This window comes from Nibrella saemangeumensis (genome assembly GCF_039541915.1).
Lineage (GTDB): Bacteria > Bacteroidota > Bacteroidia > Cytophagales > Spirosomataceae > Nibrella > Nibrella saemangeumensis.
Genome location: NZ_BAABHD010000021.1, coordinates 206,882 through 223,843, shown reverse-complemented (window position 1 = coordinate 223,843; position 16,962 = coordinate 206,882). Strand labels below are relative to the sequence as shown.

The following is a 16,962-nucleotide window of genomic DNA, read 5'->3' as shown; positions in this document are numbered from 1 at the left end:
TTGTGTATGGTGAAATGATTTCGTGTTTAGTTGAGCGCAATAGTGCGGCTTACCGTAGCCGGAGCTACGTCCGAAATGGTGAAATCTTTGACCATTAGGTCAGCGCCGTTGGTCACCTCTACGCGGTACGTACCGTTGACCAGTTCCGACAGGTTCAGCTTGCTCTTGAAGGTACCTTCTTTTTTGGTCAGGTACTCGGTATGCAGCACCGTGCCGGCTGCGTTTTTCAGGACAATCTGCACGCGGCTGCCCGTCTGCTTCTGAACGATGACGTTCAGCGTGGTGGCATTAGCGGCCGGAAAAATGACAGCCTTATACGAGGTTGCGGTTTTCTTGTCGCCGGCGTTAGGATTAGCCGAAGCTACATACGAAACAGAGCTCAGTGTCAGAGCCAGAACCAGTGTTTTGATGATCGTTTTCATTGTCTTGTGTGGATAGTATGTTGTTAATCTTTCTGTTGGTGTGTCAATCAGATTTGTCCCTGATTGTTGAGTCAAAGATAGCGGACGACCCGGCAACGTTGCATCACATACTACTTTAGCGGTAAATTTTTTTAGATGAGTGGCAGACAAGCGTGACGGTTGAGTAAACGGTCAGAAAAAACCGAGAAACGTGTGTCCGGTTTCGGACATAAAGCATTGTAAATGAGATGATAATAGTAAGGCTAGGTGGTATTTGGTAAATTTTTTTATCCACCAAATAATATGCTGCAAACCGGTTTAATTGGCTATTTACGATTGGCGCTAACAACTAAAGCCAAATTAAAATGCTATTCCTCTTTAAGCAGTTGGAGAATAGCCTTCGTACAATTTATTTTGAAAGTTTCTTTTTGCCTTTGCTTATGAAATCAGCAATCTGTTTACTAATCGGTTTGTGGCTTAGCGTCGGGTTGTCCTGGGCGCAGCATAAACCAAAACCCGAGGATGTCCAGACCTTCACGCTGAAGAACGGCATGAAGTTTCTGGTACTCGAAGATCACTCCATCCCCAACGCCAACTTTTATCTCTTCTGGAAAGTAGGGGCCCGGAACGAGGTCCACGGCATCACCGGCCTGTCGCACTTCTTTGAACACATGATGTTCAACGGCTCCAAAAAATACGGGCCCAAGCAGTTCGATCGGGTGATGGAGGCCGCCGGCGGTTCCAACAATGCCTATACGAGTGAGAACGTAACCGTGTATACCGACTGGTTCCAGAGCGGAGCCCTCGAAACCATCTTCGATCTGGAGGCCGACCGTATCGCCAACCTGAGCATCGACCCGAAAATGGTGGAAAGTGAGCGGGGGGTGGTGCTGTCGGAGCGCAGCACCGGCCTCGAAAACAGTAATTACCGGCTCCTCAGCGAACTGGTAAAATCGGTAGCCTTCGTGGAGCATCCATATATGTTTCCGGTGATCGGCTTCGAGTCAGATATCAAGAAGTGGTCGCAGCAGGATCTGGAGACGTATTTCAAAACCTATTACGCGCCCAACAACGCGGTAGCGGTGATTGTCGGCGACGTAAAGCCGGAGCAGGTAAAAAAGCTGGCGCAGCAGTATATTGAGCCCATTCCGGCGGGCAAACTGCCCGAGCCTATCCGGACGGTTGAGCCTCCGCAGAACGGCGAACGCCGGGCGGTCACTTACAAGGATATTTCAACACCCAATATTCTGCTGGCCTACCACACGCCCGAAACCAGTCACCCGGATTACTACGCGCTGGATCTGCTGAGCAGCGTGCTGAGTGCGGGAAACTCATCGCGGCTGGTAAAGGCCCTGGTGCTGGACTCGACCATTGCCTCGCGGGTATCTACCAGTATGGCCGACGGTTTTGACCCGAACCTGTTCTATGTTTACGGGGTGGCTGCCAATAATATTACGGCTGAGAAGCTGGAACAATCCATTCTGGCCCAGATTGATCGGGTTAGTAAGGATGGCATTACGGATGCGGAGCTGCAAAAGCTGAAGAACCAGAAACTGATGGAATTTTACCGGACTATGGAAACCATCAACGGCAAAGCCAACAGCCTGGGTACCTACGAACTGTTTTTTGGTGATTACAAAAAGCTGTACGAAGCCCCGTCACTTTACGAAAAGGTTACCAAAGAAGACATCCGCCGGGTAGCGGCCAAATACCTGACCGGCCGCAACCGTACCGTTGGCTACCTGCTGCCGGAAGAGAAGACCAAAGCGGGCGCTAACTAACGCCCCGATTCATTGACTGACAGCCATGAAAAAAATACTTGTGTTTATCTGTTGTCTGCTGGCCGTTGGTTTTGCGTCGGCGCAGACGTTCAAAGTGCCCCCGTACCAGAAGGTTAAACTAAAAAATGGGCTGACCGTTTACCTGATGGAGCAGCATGAGGTGCCGCTGATCAACGTATCGGTGGCGTTTGATGCGGGCGCCGTAAAAGATGGTACTCGCTACGGACTGGCCCATATGACGGCTGATGCGTTGCTCTTTGGCAGTTCCAAATACACCAAAGAGCAGATCGAGGAAAAGACCGAATACGTAGGGGCCGATGTTAATACCTACGCCGGTAAGGAGGTGGCCAAACTGACCGCGTCGTTTGCCGTAAAGGACCAGGATCAGTTATTCGATATTATTCAGGATGTGGTGACGCGGCCGGCCTTCAACGAGCCGGAATTTGCCAAATACAAGCAGCGGCTGCTGCTGCAACTGACCCAGCAAAAGGAGAGTCCCCGCGCTGTGGCTACCTCCTACTTCAACCGCTTTGTGTTTAACGAGCATCCGTACGCCAATCCGCTGACGGGAATTCAGTCGACGGTGGAGAGGATTTCGGTCAACGATGTACGGGAGTTTTACCGCACTCAGTACACCGCCGACCGGGCCGCCATTGCTATTGTGGGTGATTTCAACACCGCCGATATGAAGAAGCGGATTACCAACCTGTTCGGTACCTGGAAAACGGCGCCGGCTTCGTCGCCCAAACTGACGGAGCCAGCCCTGGCGTTCAACCAGAATCGTGTGCTGCTGGTGGATAAACCCGATGCCCGCGAAACCACGTTCCTGATCGGCGGTAAGGGCGTGACTCAAAGTAATCCGGATTATATTCCGGTGGTCGTGGTTAATACCATTCTGGGCGGCCGGTTTACCTCCTGGCTGAACGATGCGCTGCGGGTCAACGCCGGCCTGACCTACGGGGCTAATAGTCGGTTTGCCACGCTGAAAAACAGTGGGACTTTTACCATTTCGACATTCACCAAAACCAGTACCACCACCGAGGCTATTGACATGGCGTTGCAGGTACTGGATAGCCTGCACCGAAAAGGTATTGATGCCCAGACGCTGGAGTCCGCCAAAAACTACGTCAAAGCCACCTTCCCGCCGAACTACGAATCGGCCGGGGCGCTGGCCGATTTGCTGACGGATATGTTCAGCTTGGGGTACGATGAATCCTTTATCAATAACTTCCAGAAGAACGTTGATGGCCTGACGGTGGATAAGACGCGGGAGATCATTAACCGCTACTTCCCCAAAGAGAACCTCCAGTTTGTGGTCATTGGCCAGGCCGGGTCCATCCGGGACAAGGTGAAGAAGTACGGAGCTATTACCGAGAAAGCTATAAAGGCCGAAGGCTTTTAAGCCGTGCTCCGGCAGTAAGGCAATAAAGCAGCAGCCCCGACAAATGCCGGGGCTGCTTTGTGTATGGTGAGATAATGTAGAAACTTAGTTAAGCGCGATGGTGCGGTTTACCGGAGCCGGATTTATGTTCGAAAGGGTGAACTCCTTGGCGGTTGTTTCGGTACCGTTCGTTACCTCCACGCGGTACGTACCGTTGGTCAGTTCAGCCAGGTTCAGTTTGCTCTGGAAAGTACCTTCTTTCTTGGTCAGGTACTCGGCGTGCAGCACCGTGCCGGCTGCGTTTTTCAGGACAATCTGTACGCGGCTGCCCGTCTGCTTCTCGACGATAACATTCAGGGTAGTGGCGTTTGCTGCGGGGAAGATAGCGGCCTTGTACGAAGTGGCTACTTTCTTGTCGCCGGCATTAGGATTAGCCGAAGCTACATACGAAACAGAACTCAGTGTCAGAGCCAGAACCAGTGTTTTGATGATCGTTTTCATTGTCTTGTGTGGATAGTGTGTTAGTCGTTTCTTTTTGAGGGTGACAATCAGATTTTGTCCCTGATTGTTGATTCAAAGATAGCAGGGTGTTCCGGTACTTTGCATTGCATACTACTTCAGCGGTCGTTTCCCCATGATGAATGGCAGAAAGGCGTGACGGTTGAGTAAACGGTCAGAAACCCAGAAACGACCGGGTGTCCGGAATCGGACAAAGCGGCTGGTAAACAGCTAGTTAGTTTCTGGTTTGGTCCGGTAGATTCGCCGGGCAACCCGCTCCAGACTGAGTCCCTGCACGATGATGGAGAACAATACGACGGTATAGGTCGTAAAAACGATGAGGTTCTTAGCCGCAAACGATTCCGGAATGGAAAGCGCCATGGCGATGGACAAGCCGCCCCGCAACCCACCCCATGTCAGCATCAGCAGGTCGCGCCGTTCGGAGTAAATCCACCGGCGCGACATCAGCAGGGGTATCCGGATGGCCAGGTAGCGGCAAACCAGCACAATGACGATAGCCGCCAGGCCTACCTCTATATAGATCCACTCGAAGGTCAGCGCCAGCAGGCGGAAGCCGATCAGGACAAAGAGGATGGCATTCAGGATAATGTCAATGATCTCCCAGAACTTCTCCACGTATTCTTCTGTAATGTCGCTCATGGCCACCCCCTTGGCCTGCTTGCCGGTAAACAGTCCGGCTACCACAATCGCTAGTGGCCCCGATACATGCATCCAGGATGCCAGCGTATAGCCCCCCATCACGGCCGCCAGCGTTATCATGATCTCCGTCTGGTAATGGTCAATGGATCGCAGCAGGAAGAAGATGCCGTAGCCCAGTACCAGCCCGAAGATCAGCCCGCCGACGGTTTCTTCAATGAACAGAATGGCGATATCCCCGGCCGAAACCGAATCGACACCCCGGCGGGCAATCTCCAGAATGGTCAGAAAGATCACCACGCCCACGCCATCGTTGAACAGCGACTCGCCGACAATTTTGATTTCTGTGCTTTTGGGAACGTTGGTTTTGGTCAGAATTCCTAAAACGGCAATGGGGTCGGTAGGCGAAATCAGGGCACCGAAAAGCAGGCAGTAGATATACCCAATCGGGTAGTCAACCGCCAGCAGCAGGCCATACAGCAAACTGGCGATCAGGAACGTAGACAGCACCACGCCAATCAGCGCAAACAGGGTAATGCTGCGCCATTCTGACCGCAGCAGGTCAATATTAGTGTGTAAGGCCCCTGCAAACAGCAGAAAGCTAAGCATGATGTCGAGAACGATGGTGGTAAAGTCCAGCCGCGTCACAAACTCCACGGCTACATCAAAGTCGATTGGATCAAGCTGGTAGGCGAAAATAAGCGCCAGCGAAAACACCAGTGAAACGACCATCAGACCGATGGTGTCGGGAAGCTTCAGAAAGCGGACGTTAACGTAGGCAAAGGCGGCTGTGAGGATAATCAACAGGGTAATGACGCGGAATATTTCCATAGAGCAGGGGTGGTTGTCGGCCCAAAATTGTCCAGAAAAGCTGTAGCACACAAACTTCAGGCGCACGCAACGAGACAAATCCACCCTGGCCGCCGGCCGGCAATAGTAAAAGGAACGCTTTTCTGCTTTATGTATATAGTAGCTGATTTATTGATAAATTTACGGGTAATATTCCCATACGCTAACCCTGTTGCTTTCCTATGCATTTCTTTCCGTTGTCTTCTCAACGATTCCTGACCCGGCGGGCCCTGGCATTATCGACGGCCGGTCTGCTGATTGGCGGAACGCTGATTGGGGCTTATCAAAATGACCTCAATGAGGCCTCCTCCGCGTTTCTGGATGCCTTGTATACGCAGCTCAGCGACGATGACAAACACGATCCCAAGTACGCGGTAGCGGGTCTGAACGTAGCCCCCGGCCTGGAAGCTACGCTCTTTGCCGCCGAGCCGATGCTGACCAATCCGACCAACATCGACGTAGATGCCCGCGGTCGTGTCTGGGTGTGCGAAGCCTATAACTACCGGCCCGCTATTACCGGCCATGCCACGCACCAGGAAGGCGACCGCATTGTAATTCTGGAAGACCAGAACGGCGACGGCAAGGCCGATGTCAGCAAGGTATTCTACCAGGGACCCGATCTGCAGGCTCCGCTGGGCATCTGGGTACAGGGTAACAAAGTGATTGTATCCAACAGCCCGAACGTATACGTATTCACCGACGAGAACGGCGACGATAAGGCCGACAAAAAAGAAATTCTGTTTACGGGTATCAGCGGAGAGCAGCACGACCACGGCATGCACGCGTTTGTGTTCGGTCCCGACGGGAAATGGTACTTCAACTTCGGCAATGACGGCAAGCAAATCCGGGATAAAGACGGCAAGCCTATCTTCGACCGTACCTCCGGTCGTGAAATCGACTCGAAAAATTACCGCCAGGGGATGGTGTTCCGCTGCAACCCCGACGGCAGCGAGATGGAGGTTCTCGGCCACAATTTCCGGAACAACTTTGAAGTAGCGCTGGATTCGTACGGTACCATGTGGCAGTCGGACAACGACGACGACGGCAATAAAAGTGTGCGCATCAATTACGTGATGGAGCATGGCAACTACGGCTACACCGACGAAATGACGGGAGCCGGCTGGCAGGCTAACCGGACCAACATTGAACCCGAGATTCCACGCCGGCACTGGCACCTGAACGATCCGGGCGTGGTCCCGAATCTGCTCCAGACGGGAGCCGGCTCGCCCACGGGTATTATCGTGTACGAAGGTACCCTGCTGCCTGAGCAATTCCGCAACCAGGTTATTCACTGCGATGCCGGTCCGAATGTGGTGCGGGCGTATCCGGTGCAGAAAAGCGGAGCCGGGTATACGGCTACTATCGTCCCAATTCTGGAAGGTGCGCGCAATCAGTGGTTCCGTCCATCGGATGTGTGCGTGGCACCGGACGGGTCGCTGATGGTCTCCGACTGGTATGATCCGGGCGTAGGGGGGCATCAGGCCGGTGATCTGAACCGGGGTCGCGTTTTCCGCGTTGCTCCGCCCAATACGCCCTATCGCATCCCGAAAGTCGATCTGGCTACCACCGAAGGCGCGATCGAAGCCCTGCAAAGCCCCAATATGGCGATCCGTTATGCCGCCTGGAACAAACTGAACGGCATGGGTACCAAAGCGGAAAAGGCACTGGCAAATTTTTACAAGACATCGGCTAACCCCCGCATGAAGGCACGGGCGCTGTGGCTGCTGAGCAAGCTGAACGGAAAAGCTGGTAAAAAGCACATTGAGACCGCTCTGAAAGACGCGAACCCCGATCTGCGGATTACCGCACTCCGAGCCGCCCGCGAGTTGAAAATGGATATTATTCCGTACGTGAAGCAACTGGTCAATGACCAGGACGCTCAGGTACGTCGGGAGTGTGCGCTGGCCCTGCGCCGGCATACCTCACCCGAAGCCCCCGAACTATGGGCCCAGCTGGCTGCCCAGCACGACGGCAAAGACCGCTGGTATCTGGAGGCTCTCGGAATCGGGGCCGACGGGCAGTGGGACAGCTACTATGCCGCCTGGCTGAAGCGGGCGGGCGCTAATCCTGCCGCTACTGATGCCGGCCGGGACATTGTCTGGCGTGCCCGCACGAAAGAGGCCGTGCCCCTGCTGGCGAGTCTGGCGGGTGATGCCTCCAGTGACCTGAGCAGCCGTCTGCGCTATTTCCGGGCCTTCGACTTCAACCCCGGTGCGGCTGAGAAGTCAAACGCCCTGCTGGCGATTCTCCAGAGCAGCAACGGCGCCACCGATATCACCAAACTGGTGCTGCGTCACCTCGACCCTGGGTTTGTCAAGCAATCGCCGGTAGCGACGTCGGCTATGAGTCAGTTGCTGAACGAGACGTACGGTACACCGGAATACATGGAGTTGATCAACCGCTACGAGCCCGCTACCGAAAACGAGCGACTGCGCAAACTCGCCATTGAGAAAGCCTTCACCGGCATGGGTCGCGATGCGGCCCGTCAGTTGCTGAAGCAGGGTGGGGGCCAACTGGTCTGGCAGGCAATCAACGGATCAGATGCCGACGTTGCCGTGGGCATGATCAGTGCGTTGCGGATGGTCGGCAATAGCGAATCGCTGGACATTTTGAAGACGATTGCATTAGACGAAAAACGGCCGGCTACTCTGCGTCGGGAGGCTACCCGTGCCCTGGGTGGCAGTAACAACGGCGAAGACATGGTTATTGCCCTGCTAAAATCAGGCGCTATCACAGGCGATTATAAAGCCGCTGCGGTGCAGGGGGTATCCAATGCGTGGCGGAGAAGTATCCGTACCGAAGCCGCCAGCTACCTGGATAAGCCTAAGGGCTCGGCGGGTAAAGCGCTGCCGGCCATTCCGGAGCTACTGGCCATGAAAGGCGATGTCACTAAGGGGGCCGGGGTATTCCGTACCAGTTGCGCGGTCTGTCACCAGGTCAACAGTGAAGGTATGGACTTTGGACCCAAGCTGTCGGAGATTGGTAGTAAGCTGCCGAAGGAAGCGCAATACCTGGCTATCATCCATCCGGATGCGGGTATCAGCTTCGGCTACGAGGGCTGGGAGGTGAAGTTTAAGGACGGCAGTGCGGTAGCCGGAATCATCTCCAGCAAGACCGAGACCGATCTACAGATGAAATTCCCCGGCGGGGTGGTGTCCAATTACAAAATGGGGGATGTTGTCTCCATGAAAAAGATGGACAACTCCATGATGCCAACCGGCCTGCAGGAGGCTATGAGTACGCAGGAACTGGTTGATTTAGTAGAATATATGGCAAGTTTGAAGAGAAAGTAATCTGTATGATACACCGTCGTGACTTTGTAAAAACCACATTAGGCGCAGCAGGTGCTGCGCTGACCGGCAGTGCGAGTGTTGCCGCTGCTTCGGAAACTACCTCTGCCTCACCGACAGGCAAAAACAAATTTAAGCTGCACTACGCTCCGCATTTCGGCATGTTCGAAAACAGCGCGGGCAAAGACCTCATCGACCAGCTGAAGTTTATGGCCGATATGGGCTTTACCGCCCTGGAAGACAACGGTATGATGGGGCGGCCCGCCGATGTGCAGGAGAAGATCGGCAAGGAGCTCGATCGCCTTGGCATGAAGATGGGCGTGTTTGTCGTCGACAAAGGCGGTAACTCCCAGAATACCTTAGCGGCCGGTAAGAAGGAGCATATCGATATTTTCCTGAACGGCTGCAAGCGGGCGGTTGAGGTAGCCAAGCGCTGCAACGCCAAATACATGACCGTGGTACCCGGCGACTTCGAGCGGAACCTGCCGATTGGTATCCAGACCGGCCACGTTATTGATGCGTTGCGCCGGGGTGCCGAAATCCTGGAGCCGAACGGCCTGGTGATGGTGCTGGAGCCGCTGAGCGATACGCCCAACCTGTTTCTGCGCACTTCCGACCAGACGTACGAGATCTGCCGGGGGGTAAACAGTTCGGCCTGTAAGATCCTGTTTGACGTGTACCACATGCAGAAGAACGAAGGCCACATTATTCCGCATATTAACTGGGCCTGGAACGAGATCGGCTATTTTCAGATCGGCGACAACCCCGGCCGTAAAGAACCGACTACCGGCGAAATCAACTATAAAAACGTATTCAAGCACGTTTACCAGAAGGCAAAAGCCGAGAACAAGGAGTTCATCTGGGGCATGGAACACGGGAATGCCCGACCCGGAAAAGAAGGTGAGATGGCCCTGATTCAGGCGTATGTTGAATCGGACAGCTTTACGGTATAGTACTGACGTTACCTGCCGACTATAAACAAAAAGGTCTCCGGCTACCCGGAGACCTTTTTGTTTATTCGTTCTTTTACAATACGTTACAGCACAATAACTGAGTTGTCATCGTCAGACACTCCGCTCTTTACGTATTTGTCAGCCTCCTGATCGTTGGTCCACTTCTCGCCGTCGATCAGATAGCGGAACTGGAACTCCTGACCGCACGGTAATTCAAGCGTAGTTTTATAAGAACCATCTTTTTGCTTCTTCAGAACAGCCGCATCCGTACTCCAGCCATTGAACTCGCCAACGACAGCAACCGTCTTGGCACCGTTAACGGCATCAGCAGGCAACGTAAAGGTGACTTTGCAAACAGGTTTACTCTTTAAATATTGTTTGGCTAGTGCCATAGTGAGTTGGTATGTTTGGTTAGTGACACAAAAATATACCCGTATGAGTACAATGCAATGGTAATCAATGCGTTGGTGGCTAATTTATTGAAATCTTTATAATACGTGTGCACAATTTCATAAATAACCATCGAAAAACGGGTCCTTTTTATCCAACGGTCCCGGCTCTATACGTAGACCGGTAGCTCCGGTAAATGACCGTCCAGTGCCAGGCTCCGTACAGCGCAATCAGGCAGAAAATAAAATATTCGATACCAACCAGTTTCACCCCTTTTACGAAATACATATAGGTGGCTATGATGTCGACCAGCAGCCAGACGTACCAGCATTCGACCTTCTTCTGGATCATCATAAACGTGGCCACAATGCTCATGACGGTGGTAAAGGAGTCGAGGTACGGGAATGCGCTGGGTTTACTGAACAGCACCGGAAACCACTCGTGCAGGTTGCTGGCGAAGGTACCCAGGGCCCCCGTTGCCGCCATGCCGCCCAGGATCAGGTACAGCATATACCGGTTTGGGAGCCGGGTAATGCGGAGTTCCTGCCGGGTGTCGGCTTCTCCCGGTGCGGGGTGCGTCCATCGCCACCACCCCTGCAGGTTCGTAGCAAAGAAGAACACCTGCAGAAACATATCCGGGTAAAGCTGGATCTGATAGAACAGAAAAAAAAACAGCGTAACGCTGATCAGCCCAAGCGGCCAACTCCACACATTGGCACGGGAAGACAGCCAGACCGCTACCCCGCCGGTTAGTACCCCGAAAAACTCCAGATAGCTCATCGGGTAGTCCCATAGCGTAAAGAATATGGTGTTTATGTCAAAAAATCGTTCCATTGTCCAGTTTTTAGACGGGGCTTTCTATCTTTGGCGGCACGAAACTACGCATATCCTACAAACTCTATTCCCTGTCAATAACCTATGCAACGAATTGCCATGCTGGGCTCCGGCTTCATCGGCCGGTTCTACGCCGACTCGCTGCACGGCCAGCGGAGCCGGGACCGTGTCGTCGCTATTTACGCCCGCCGGGAAGAAAGCGCCAGGAAGTTTGCCGATGATTACGGCTGCTCGTTCTTCTCAACCGACATGGAGGAGGTAATCGCCCATGCGGATGTCGATATGGTCTGCATTGCCTTACCGAATAACCTCCACGAAGCGGCCGTGATGCTGTGCGCGAAGCATAAAAAAGCGGTGGTTTGTACCAAACCGCTGGGCCGCAACGCCGACGAAGCTCTGCGCATGATGCAGGCGGTGGAGGAAGCGGGTATTTTTGCCGGCTACCTGGAGGACCTCTGCTATACCCCCAAGTTTTTGAAGGCCATGGAAACCGTAAAGAGCGGGGGCCTGGGCCGGATTTTGTGGGCAAAATCGCGGGAGACACACCCCGGCCCGCATAGCGAGTGGTTTTGGGATAAGGAGCAGGCCGGTGGCGGTTGCATCCTGGACCTTGGATGTCACTGTATCGAAATTGCCCGCAATTATATCGGTAAAGAGGTAAGGCCGGTTGAAGTGATGTGCTGGGCCGCTACGCAGGTGAAACCCATCGATGCCGAAGACCACGCCATTGCGCTGGTGAAATACGAGAACGGGGCCATTGGGCAGTTTGAGGTAAGCTGGACCTTCCGGGGCGGTATGGACCTGCGCGACGAGGTGATGGGTACCGAAGGCACGATCTGGATCAACAGCTTTCTGCGGACGGGCTTCGAAATGTTTACTACCGGCAAAGGCACTGCCTATGTAGCCGAAAAGGCCGAGTCGGCAACCGGCTGGCTGTTTCCGGTGGGTGATGAGGTAAACGAACTGGGCTACAACCATATGTTTACCGACATGTTTACGGCCGCCGAAGCAGGCCGCGAACCCGCCGAGACGTTCTACGATGGTTACGTTGTCAATGCGGTGATCGATGCCGCCTACCGGTCGGCCCAAACAAAGCAGTGGGAACCCGTACGCCTGCCCGTCTGGCGGGGCAGAGAAGGGCTTACGCAGGAATCAACCCTGGTCGACTACGACGAGAACCACTACCTCATCAAAGAAGAGATCACCCACGACGGCCGCCACAAACTCATCCTGAAAGACAAAGCAACGGGCCGGATTCTGGAGCGGGATCTTATTTAGTCCTTAGTGGGCAGTAGGCAGAAAAGTTGCCGCTGTATACTGCCCACTGCAAACTGCCCATTAAAATATGACTTGGTTAACCAACAAACGAATTGTCATTATCGGCGGTACCACGGGCATTGGCCTGTCGGCGGCTCAGGCCTTTGTGCGCGAGGGGGCCCGCGTTGTCGTAGTCGGGCGCAATCCGGAAAGCTGCGCGGCTGCCGAGCGACAGTTGGCCGGTGGGGGTCTGGCCATGACGGGCGATGCGGCCGAACCGGGTACGGCACAGCGGGCTATTGATCTGTGTCTGCAACTCTTTGACGGCATTGACGGCCTTTATCACGTGGCCGGTGGCAGCGGCCGGAAGTTCGGCGATGGTCCGCTGCACGAACTGACGCTGGAGGGCTGGAACGAAACATTTTCTATGAACCTGACCTCGCTGATGCTGGCCAACCAGGCCGCTATCCGGACTTTTCATGAGCAGGGGAGCGGGGGGACTATTCTGAATATGAGTTCGGTGCTGGGGTATTCGCCCTCGCCCCGCCATTTTGTGACCCATGCCTATGCCGCGGCCAAATCGGCTGTGTTTGGCTTTACCAAATCCATTGCGGCCTACTACGCGGCCGACAACATCCGGATAAACGTTATTGCGCCGGCGCTGGTTGAAACGCCCATGGCGCAGCGGGCGGCCGGCGACGAAGAAATTATGGCCTTTATCCGCACCAAGCAGCCGCTTGATGGGGGGCGTATCGGCGCGCCCGATGACCTCGATGGTGCCGCCGTGTATTTTATGTCCGATTACTCCCGCTACGCCACCGGGCAGGTGCTGACCGTCGACGGCGGCTGGTCGGTCAGCGAAGGGCAATATGAATAAACGTTATTAACCAGAGAGACCCTCATGCAACCCATACCCATCCGTACTACCGTTGTCGGGAGTTATCCGTTTCCCGGCTGGCTGGAGTTCGCTACGCAGCACCTCGACCAGTTTGGTCCGGCCGACGTGGAGGAAATGATTGACGATGCGGTAGTCGCGGCCGTACACGACCAGATTACCGCCGGCCTCGATGTCATTACCGACGGCGAACAGACCCGGCTCGACTTCAACCTGTCGTTCTACGGCTTCATCAAAGGGCTGCAGCCTAATCACAGCGAAACCCGCAAGTTTGGTCCGCCTGCCCACGACCAGCGGGGCAAGCACTCCATTGTGGATGAACTGACCGCTCCAAAAGGATTAGGGGCGGTTAGGGAATACCAGCGGCTGAAGAAACTGGCACCCGCCGGCCCTACGCTGAAAGCCTCGGTACCGGGGCCCTACACGCTCAGCGGCCGGATGCTGCCGAACGACCGCTATAAAGACCGGTACGCCATTACAGAAGCATTACTGCCGTTTGTGAGTAAGGAGCTGGAAGAACTGGTTGCGGCCGGCTGTACCGAAATCACCGTCGATGAACCGTCGATGTCGTGCTATGCTTACCGGGAAGATACCCGGCGCTTTGTCGAGATCTTCAACCGGACGGTGGCTCCGGTGGTAGGCAAAGGCCGCCTGTCGACGCACTTATGCTTTGGCAACTTCAAAGGGCGGCCGGTCGGCTACCGGAGCATCAAACCCATGCTGCCGGATTTTCTGGACCTGACTGTCGACGAGGTGCATATTGAAATGGCTAACCGCGAATTTGCCGAGATTGAACTGCTGGCCGAGTTTGCGCAGGTAATGGACGTGGCTGTGGGTATCATCGACGTAAAGAACTATTACATCGAAACCGTGGCCGACGTGGAGGAGCGCATTCGGCGGTGCCTGCAATACGTGCCAGCCGAGAAACTGGCCGTGGCTCCCGACTGTGGTCTGAGCCAGACCGCCCGCTGGGCCGCCCGGCAGAAGCTGATCAATATGGTGGCCGGTGCCCGGAAGGTGCGGGAGCAACTGGCGGTAATGGCGTAAGACACAAAAAAGCACCGTCTGGAAGCCGACGGTGCTTTTTCACAACCTTACAAGAAATATCGACCGGGCGCTTACGCCCGGTCAGTTAAACAGCAAAGCTTTCGCCACAGCCGCAGGTGCGGCTGGCGTTGGGGTTTTTAAACTGAAACCCTTTCCCGTTCAGCCCGTCGGAGAAATCCAGTTCGGTGCCAGCCAGGTATAACAAACTCTTGCGATCTACCAAAATCCGAACACCCTTGTCTTCCACGATATGGTCGTTGGGTTGTTCGGTGGCGTCGAACTGCAGGTCGTACATCAGGCCGGAGCAACCTCCACCCTGTACCGCTACACGGATGGCGTAATTATCCTGTAGCCCTTCCTTCTGGCGCAGTTCAACAATTTTTTCTTTTGCTTTTTCTGAAACAGAAACCATATCTCTATATACTAAAAATGACGATGTAGCGTGAAAATAACAGCCCCTGCATTGTCATGCGACGCTAAGCTATTAACTTTTGGCACGCGGGAAAAGTTCGATATAGAGCCGCCAATTCCTTATCCAGTATTTTCTGTTCATTCATCATGCTGACCAACGTCGAACATATCGGTATTGCCGTCAAGAGTATTGCCGCTTCCAACGAGCTGTTTACGAAGTTGTTAAATATAGCTCCCTACAAAGCCGAGGCTGTAGAGTCGGAGGGGGTGACTACCTCATTCTTTAAAGTTAACCAGACAAAAATTGAGCTTTTGGAAGCCACCACTCCCGATAGCCCCATTGCTAAGTTCATCGAGAAGAAAGGCGAAGGTATTCACCACCTGGCCTTTGAAGTCAACGACATCCGGGCCGAAATGGAGCGGCTGAAGGGCGAAGGCTTCACCCTGTTGAACGAAACGCCCAAGCGTGGAGCCGACAACAAACTGGTCTGTTTCCTCCACCCGAAAGGTACTAATGGGGTACTGGTGGAGTTGTGTCAGGAGATAAAGGAGTAAAAAAGAAGAAATCATGCTAAAGCGCGTATCAATACAAAACTTTAAAAGCCTGAAAGACGTCACCCTGGATTTACAGAGGGTCAATCTGCTGATCGGGCCAAATAACTCTGGAAAGAGTAATTTCCTGAAGGCGTTGGAGTTTTTTGAAAGTCGTGAGTTTCGCTCTTATGATTTAGCCGAGTTAGAGAGGGTTTCATATAAGCATCAACGAAATAGTATTAAGTATGCCTTTGATTTTAAATCTAAAATAAAGAGTTCATTAGAAGGACAGATTAATAGCCAGCCAGAAACTTTTTACCGACTATTGTTTGATAAGCAGATAGTTATAGAAAATTTTGAAGCTCAAGTTGTTCATAAAGCTGTTCCAGCTATTATTGATGAAAACGGCAATACTATTTCTGTAGAAGATTCAATAATTGATAGGATTGAACCAGAGTTTCGAAATTATCTCAGCCCTAAAATTTATAAACCCGATCCGAATAAGTTAAATAAGCCTGGGCCAGTGGGCACGGGAGAAGAAGTAGTCAACGCCGATGCTTCTAATCTCGTCGGCTTTTTGGATTTAATGCTTGTCAAATACCGCAGAACTGCTTTTCAACAAATTGAGAATGATCTGCAGAAGTGCATACCTGAATTTGATGAAATTAAATTAGATGATGTTAAGCCAGCAGAAGAGATACGTAGGCTTTACGCCGAGGACGGAAACAAATACTCTTTTAGACGTCTTGGGTTAAGGGATGGCCGTCAAGATATAACCTATTGGGCCGATGAACTCTCAGAAGGCACTTTATATTTTCTTGCTCTCCTTTGTATCATCAACCAACCCAACCCGCCAAAGCTTCTCCTTTTAGAAGAGCCGGAAAAAGGTATTCACCCGCGCCGTATCAAAGAGGTAATCCAGTTTATCCTGCTGTTAGTAGAGGAAAAGGATATTCAGGTGATTATGACCACGCATAGCCCGGTGGTGCTGGATATGTTTGCGGATATGCCGGAGAGCGTTTTTATTTTTGATAAAGACGAAGAAGGAGCAACCCACGTAAAAAACTTGCAACGGGATGTTATAGAACCAGATACGGCAAAAAGCACAGAGTTGGGCCTGGAACCTCCCCATTATACCGATGCGCTCGGTGATTCATGGACAGTTGGCTTTTTGGGAGGGGTACCCAAATGAGGAAACTGTTTACCTATGGTTTTTTTGGTGAGGATGCTGCACAACAAAATTTCCTGTCTAAGTATCTGGACCACCATTATCCGAATACATTCATTGAAGATGAGGAATTTCGCTGGCGGATAAAAGTCAGGAACAGGGACCAGGTGGACGCCCTTCTCCCACAAGCGTTACTCCAAAAGGTAAAGCTGAACTTAGATGTGCTTTTTGTCGGCCGGGATATGGATAGCGCCCATGAGCCATCTATTCTGGCTAAACGCGATTACTTTAGTAAAATCTGCAAAGGTGATGGTTCGGTATTCATTATGCTGCCGGTGCAGTGTATTGAGCATTGGCTCTGGTATCTCAAGCGCAGGCAGGAAGAGCCTGGTAAGAACACCCCTTTGGAATCATTAAATCGCCGGGATGCCAAACGAGCTGTTTATGGTAACAGTCAGGTCACCGAAACGCAACTCGAAAAAGCGAATCAGATCTTGCTCAGTTTAGATGTGAAATGGCTGGAAAGTCGTTCGGAGAGTTTCAGGCATTTTCATCAGCAGGTCGGCCGATTCGTAGAAACGCATTAAAAAATAAGCCAGCCCGGCAGCTGATGGGT

Annotated in this window: 16 protein-coding genes; 10 read left to right on the top strand and 6 right to left on the bottom strand. The window is 53.0% G+C overall.

Going from position 1 to position 16,962, the window contains the following annotated elements; translation table 11 throughout:
- Positions 1-26: 26 nt before the first annotated feature.
- A complete protein-coding gene (locus tag ABD949_RS07745) occupies positions 27-422 on the bottom strand; it encodes a T9SS type A sorting domain-containing protein (protein ID WP_345242227.1) in 396 nt (131 codons plus the stop codon).
- A 419-nt stretch (positions 423-841) separates the two neighbouring features.
- Between ABD949_RS07745 and ABD949_RS07740 the strand changes: the two genes are divergently transcribed.
- Positions 842-2,182, top strand: coding sequence for a M16 family metallopeptidase (locus tag ABD949_RS07740; RefSeq protein WP_345242225.1), 1,341 nt, complete (start codon positions 842-844; stop codon positions 2,180-2,182).
- A 25-nt stretch (positions 2,183-2,207) separates the two neighbouring features.
- Entirely contained in the window at positions 2,208-3,584 is a 1,377-nt protein-coding gene (locus tag ABD949_RS07735) for a M16 family metallopeptidase (protein ID WP_345242223.1), read from the top strand.
- 84 nt (positions 3,585-3,668) lie between these two features.
- Here the strand turns inward: ABD949_RS07735 and ABD949_RS07730 are convergent, their stop codons facing one another.
- Both ABD949_RS07730 and ABD949_RS07725 read right to left on the bottom strand, forming a co-directional pair.
- Positions 3,669-4,064 carry a T9SS type A sorting domain-containing protein gene (locus tag ABD949_RS07730; protein WP_345242221.1) on the bottom strand — a complete coding sequence of 132 codons (396 nt, stop codon included), beginning with the start codon at positions 4,062-4,064 and terminating at the stop codon, positions 3,669-3,671.
- A 228-nt stretch (positions 4,065-4,292) separates the two neighbouring features.
- Positions 4,293-5,549, bottom strand: coding sequence for a cation:proton antiporter (locus ABD949_RS07725; RefSeq protein ID WP_345242219.1), 1,257 nt, complete (start codon positions 5,547-5,549; stop codon positions 4,293-4,295).
- 200 nt (positions 5,550-5,749) lie between these two features.
- Here ABD949_RS07725 and ABD949_RS07720 point away from each other — a divergent pair, with 200 nt between their 5' ends.
- Positions 5,750-8,860: a PVC-type heme-binding CxxCH protein gene (locus tag ABD949_RS07720; protein WP_345242217.1), complete on the top strand. Its 3,111-nt coding sequence runs from the start codon at positions 5,750-5,752 to the stop codon at positions 8,858-8,860.
- Between the two features lie 8 nt (positions 8,861-8,868).
- On the top strand, positions 8,869-9,810 hold the full coding sequence (locus tag ABD949_RS07715; RefSeq protein ID WP_345242343.1) for a TIM barrel protein: 942 nt from the start codon (positions 8,869-8,871) through the stop codon (positions 9,808-9,810).
- An 83-nt stretch (positions 9,811-9,893) separates the two neighbouring features.
- Here the strand turns inward: ABD949_RS07715 and ABD949_RS07710 are convergent, their stop codons facing one another.
- Both ABD949_RS07710 and pnuC read right to left on the bottom strand, forming a co-directional pair.
- On the bottom strand, positions 9,894-10,202 hold the full coding sequence (locus ABD949_RS07710) for an isoamylase early set domain-containing protein (RefSeq protein WP_345242215.1): 309 nt from the start codon (positions 10,200-10,202) through the stop codon (positions 9,894-9,896).
- Between the two features lie 148 nt (positions 10,203-10,350).
- Positions 10,351-11,034: a nicotinamide riboside transporter PnuC gene (pnuC, locus tag ABD949_RS07705; RefSeq protein ID WP_345242213.1), complete on the bottom strand. Its 684-nt coding sequence runs from the start codon at positions 11,032-11,034 to the stop codon at positions 10,351-10,353.
- 84 nt (positions 11,035-11,118) lie between these two features.
- Between pnuC and ABD949_RS07700 the strand changes: the two genes are divergently transcribed.
- From ABD949_RS07700 to ABD949_RS07690, 3 genes are all read left to right on the top strand, one after another.
- Positions 11,119-12,312 (top strand): Gfo/Idh/MocA family protein, encoded by a 1,194-nt coding sequence (locus ABD949_RS07700; RefSeq protein WP_345242211.1) that lies wholly within the window; start codon positions 11,119-11,121, stop codon positions 12,310-12,312.
- 67 nt (positions 12,313-12,379) lie between these two features.
- The gene (locus ABD949_RS07695) at positions 12,380-13,168 is read left to right on the top strand and encodes an SDR family NAD(P)-dependent oxidoreductase (protein WP_345242209.1); all 789 of its coding nucleotides are present in this window, start codon (positions 12,380-12,382) and stop codon (positions 13,166-13,168) included.
- Between the two features lie 24 nt (positions 13,169-13,192).
- Positions 13,193-14,233, top strand: a complete 1,041-nt coding sequence (locus tag ABD949_RS07690) for a methionine synthase (RefSeq protein WP_345242207.1) — start codon at positions 13,193-13,195, stop codon at positions 14,231-14,233.
- 85 nt (positions 14,234-14,318) lie between these two features.
- On the opposite strand, the gene ABD949_RS07685 is transcribed toward ABD949_RS07690, so the two are convergent.
- The gene (locus tag ABD949_RS07685; RefSeq protein ID WP_345242205.1) at positions 14,319-14,645 is read right to left on the bottom strand and encodes a HesB/IscA family protein; all 327 of its coding nucleotides are present in this window, start codon (positions 14,643-14,645) and stop codon (positions 14,319-14,321) included.
- Between the two features lie 146 nt (positions 14,646-14,791).
- Between ABD949_RS07685 and mce the strand changes: the two genes are divergently transcribed.
- Genes mce through ABD949_RS07670 form a run of 3 tightly spaced genes read left to right on the top strand, consistent with a single transcriptional unit; the run spans position 14,792 to position 16,933 of the window.
- Positions 14,792-15,199, top strand: coding sequence for a methylmalonyl-CoA epimerase (gene mce / locus ABD949_RS07680; RefSeq protein ID WP_345242203.1), 408 nt, complete (start codon positions 14,792-14,794; stop codon positions 15,197-15,199).
- A gap of 13 nt (positions 15,200-15,212) precedes the next feature.
- Positions 15,213-16,370, top strand: coding sequence for an AAA family ATPase (locus tag ABD949_RS07675; RefSeq protein ID WP_345242201.1), 1,158 nt, complete (start codon positions 15,213-15,215; stop codon positions 16,368-16,370).
- On the top strand, positions 16,367-16,933 hold the full coding sequence (locus ABD949_RS07670; RefSeq protein ID WP_345242199.1) for a hypothetical protein: 567 nt from the start codon (positions 16,367-16,369) through the stop codon (positions 16,931-16,933). Before ABD949_RS07675 ends, ABD949_RS07670 begins: the two co-directional genes overlap by 4 nt.
- Positions 16,934-16,962 lie beyond the last annotated feature (29 nt).

Excerpts from the sequence above, each read along its gene's own strand:
- ABD949_RS07745 (WP_345242227.1), bottom strand. The coding sequence starts at position 422 with ATGAAAACGATCATCAAAACACTGGTTCTGGCTCTGACACTGAGCTCT.
- ABD949_RS07740 (WP_345242225.1), top strand. The coding sequence starts at position 842 with ATGAAATCAGCAATCTGTTTACTAATCGGTTTGTGGCTTAGCGTCGGG.
- ABD949_RS07735 (WP_345242223.1), top strand. The coding sequence starts at position 2,208 with ATGAAAAAAATACTTGTGTTTATCTGTTGTCTGCTGGCCGTTGGTTTT.
- ABD949_RS07730 (WP_345242221.1), bottom strand. The coding sequence starts at position 4,064 with ATGAAAACGATCATCAAAACACTGGTTCTGGCTCTGACACTGAGTTCT.
- ABD949_RS07725 (WP_345242219.1), bottom strand. The coding sequence starts at position 5,549 with ATGGAAATATTCCGCGTCATTACCCTGTTGATTATCCTCACAGCCGCC.
- ABD949_RS07720 (WP_345242217.1), top strand. The coding sequence starts at position 5,750 with ATGCATTTCTTTCCGTTGTCTTCTCAACGATTCCTGACCCGGCGGGCC.
- ABD949_RS07710 (WP_345242215.1), bottom strand. The coding sequence starts at position 10,202 with ATGGCACTAGCCAAACAATATTTAAAGAGTAAACCTGTTTGCAAAGTC.
- pnuC (WP_345242213.1), bottom strand. The coding sequence starts at position 11,034 with ATGGAACGATTTTTTGACATAAACACCATATTCTTTACGCTATGGGAC.
- ABD949_RS07700 (WP_345242211.1), top strand. The coding sequence starts at position 11,119 with ATGCAACGAATTGCCATGCTGGGCTCCGGCTTCATCGGCCGGTTCTAC.
- ABD949_RS07695 (WP_345242209.1), top strand. The coding sequence starts at position 12,380 with ATGACTTGGTTAACCAACAAACGAATTGTCATTATCGGCGGTACCACG.
- ABD949_RS07690 (WP_345242207.1), top strand. The coding sequence starts at position 13,193 with ATGCAACCCATACCCATCCGTACTACCGTTGTCGGGAGTTATCCGTTT.
- ABD949_RS07685 (WP_345242205.1), bottom strand. The coding sequence starts at position 14,645 with ATGGTTTCTGTTTCAGAAAAAGCAAAAGAAAAAATTGTTGAACTGCGC.
- mce (WP_345242203.1), top strand. The coding sequence starts at position 14,792 with ATGCTGACCAACGTCGAACATATCGGTATTGCCGTCAAGAGTATTGCC.
- ABD949_RS07675 (WP_345242201.1), top strand. The coding sequence starts at position 15,213 with ATGCTAAAGCGCGTATCAATACAAAACTTTAAAAGCCTGAAAGACGTC.
- ABD949_RS07670 (WP_345242199.1), top strand. The coding sequence starts at position 16,367 with ATGAGGAAACTGTTTACCTATGGTTTTTTTGGTGAGGATGCTGCACAA.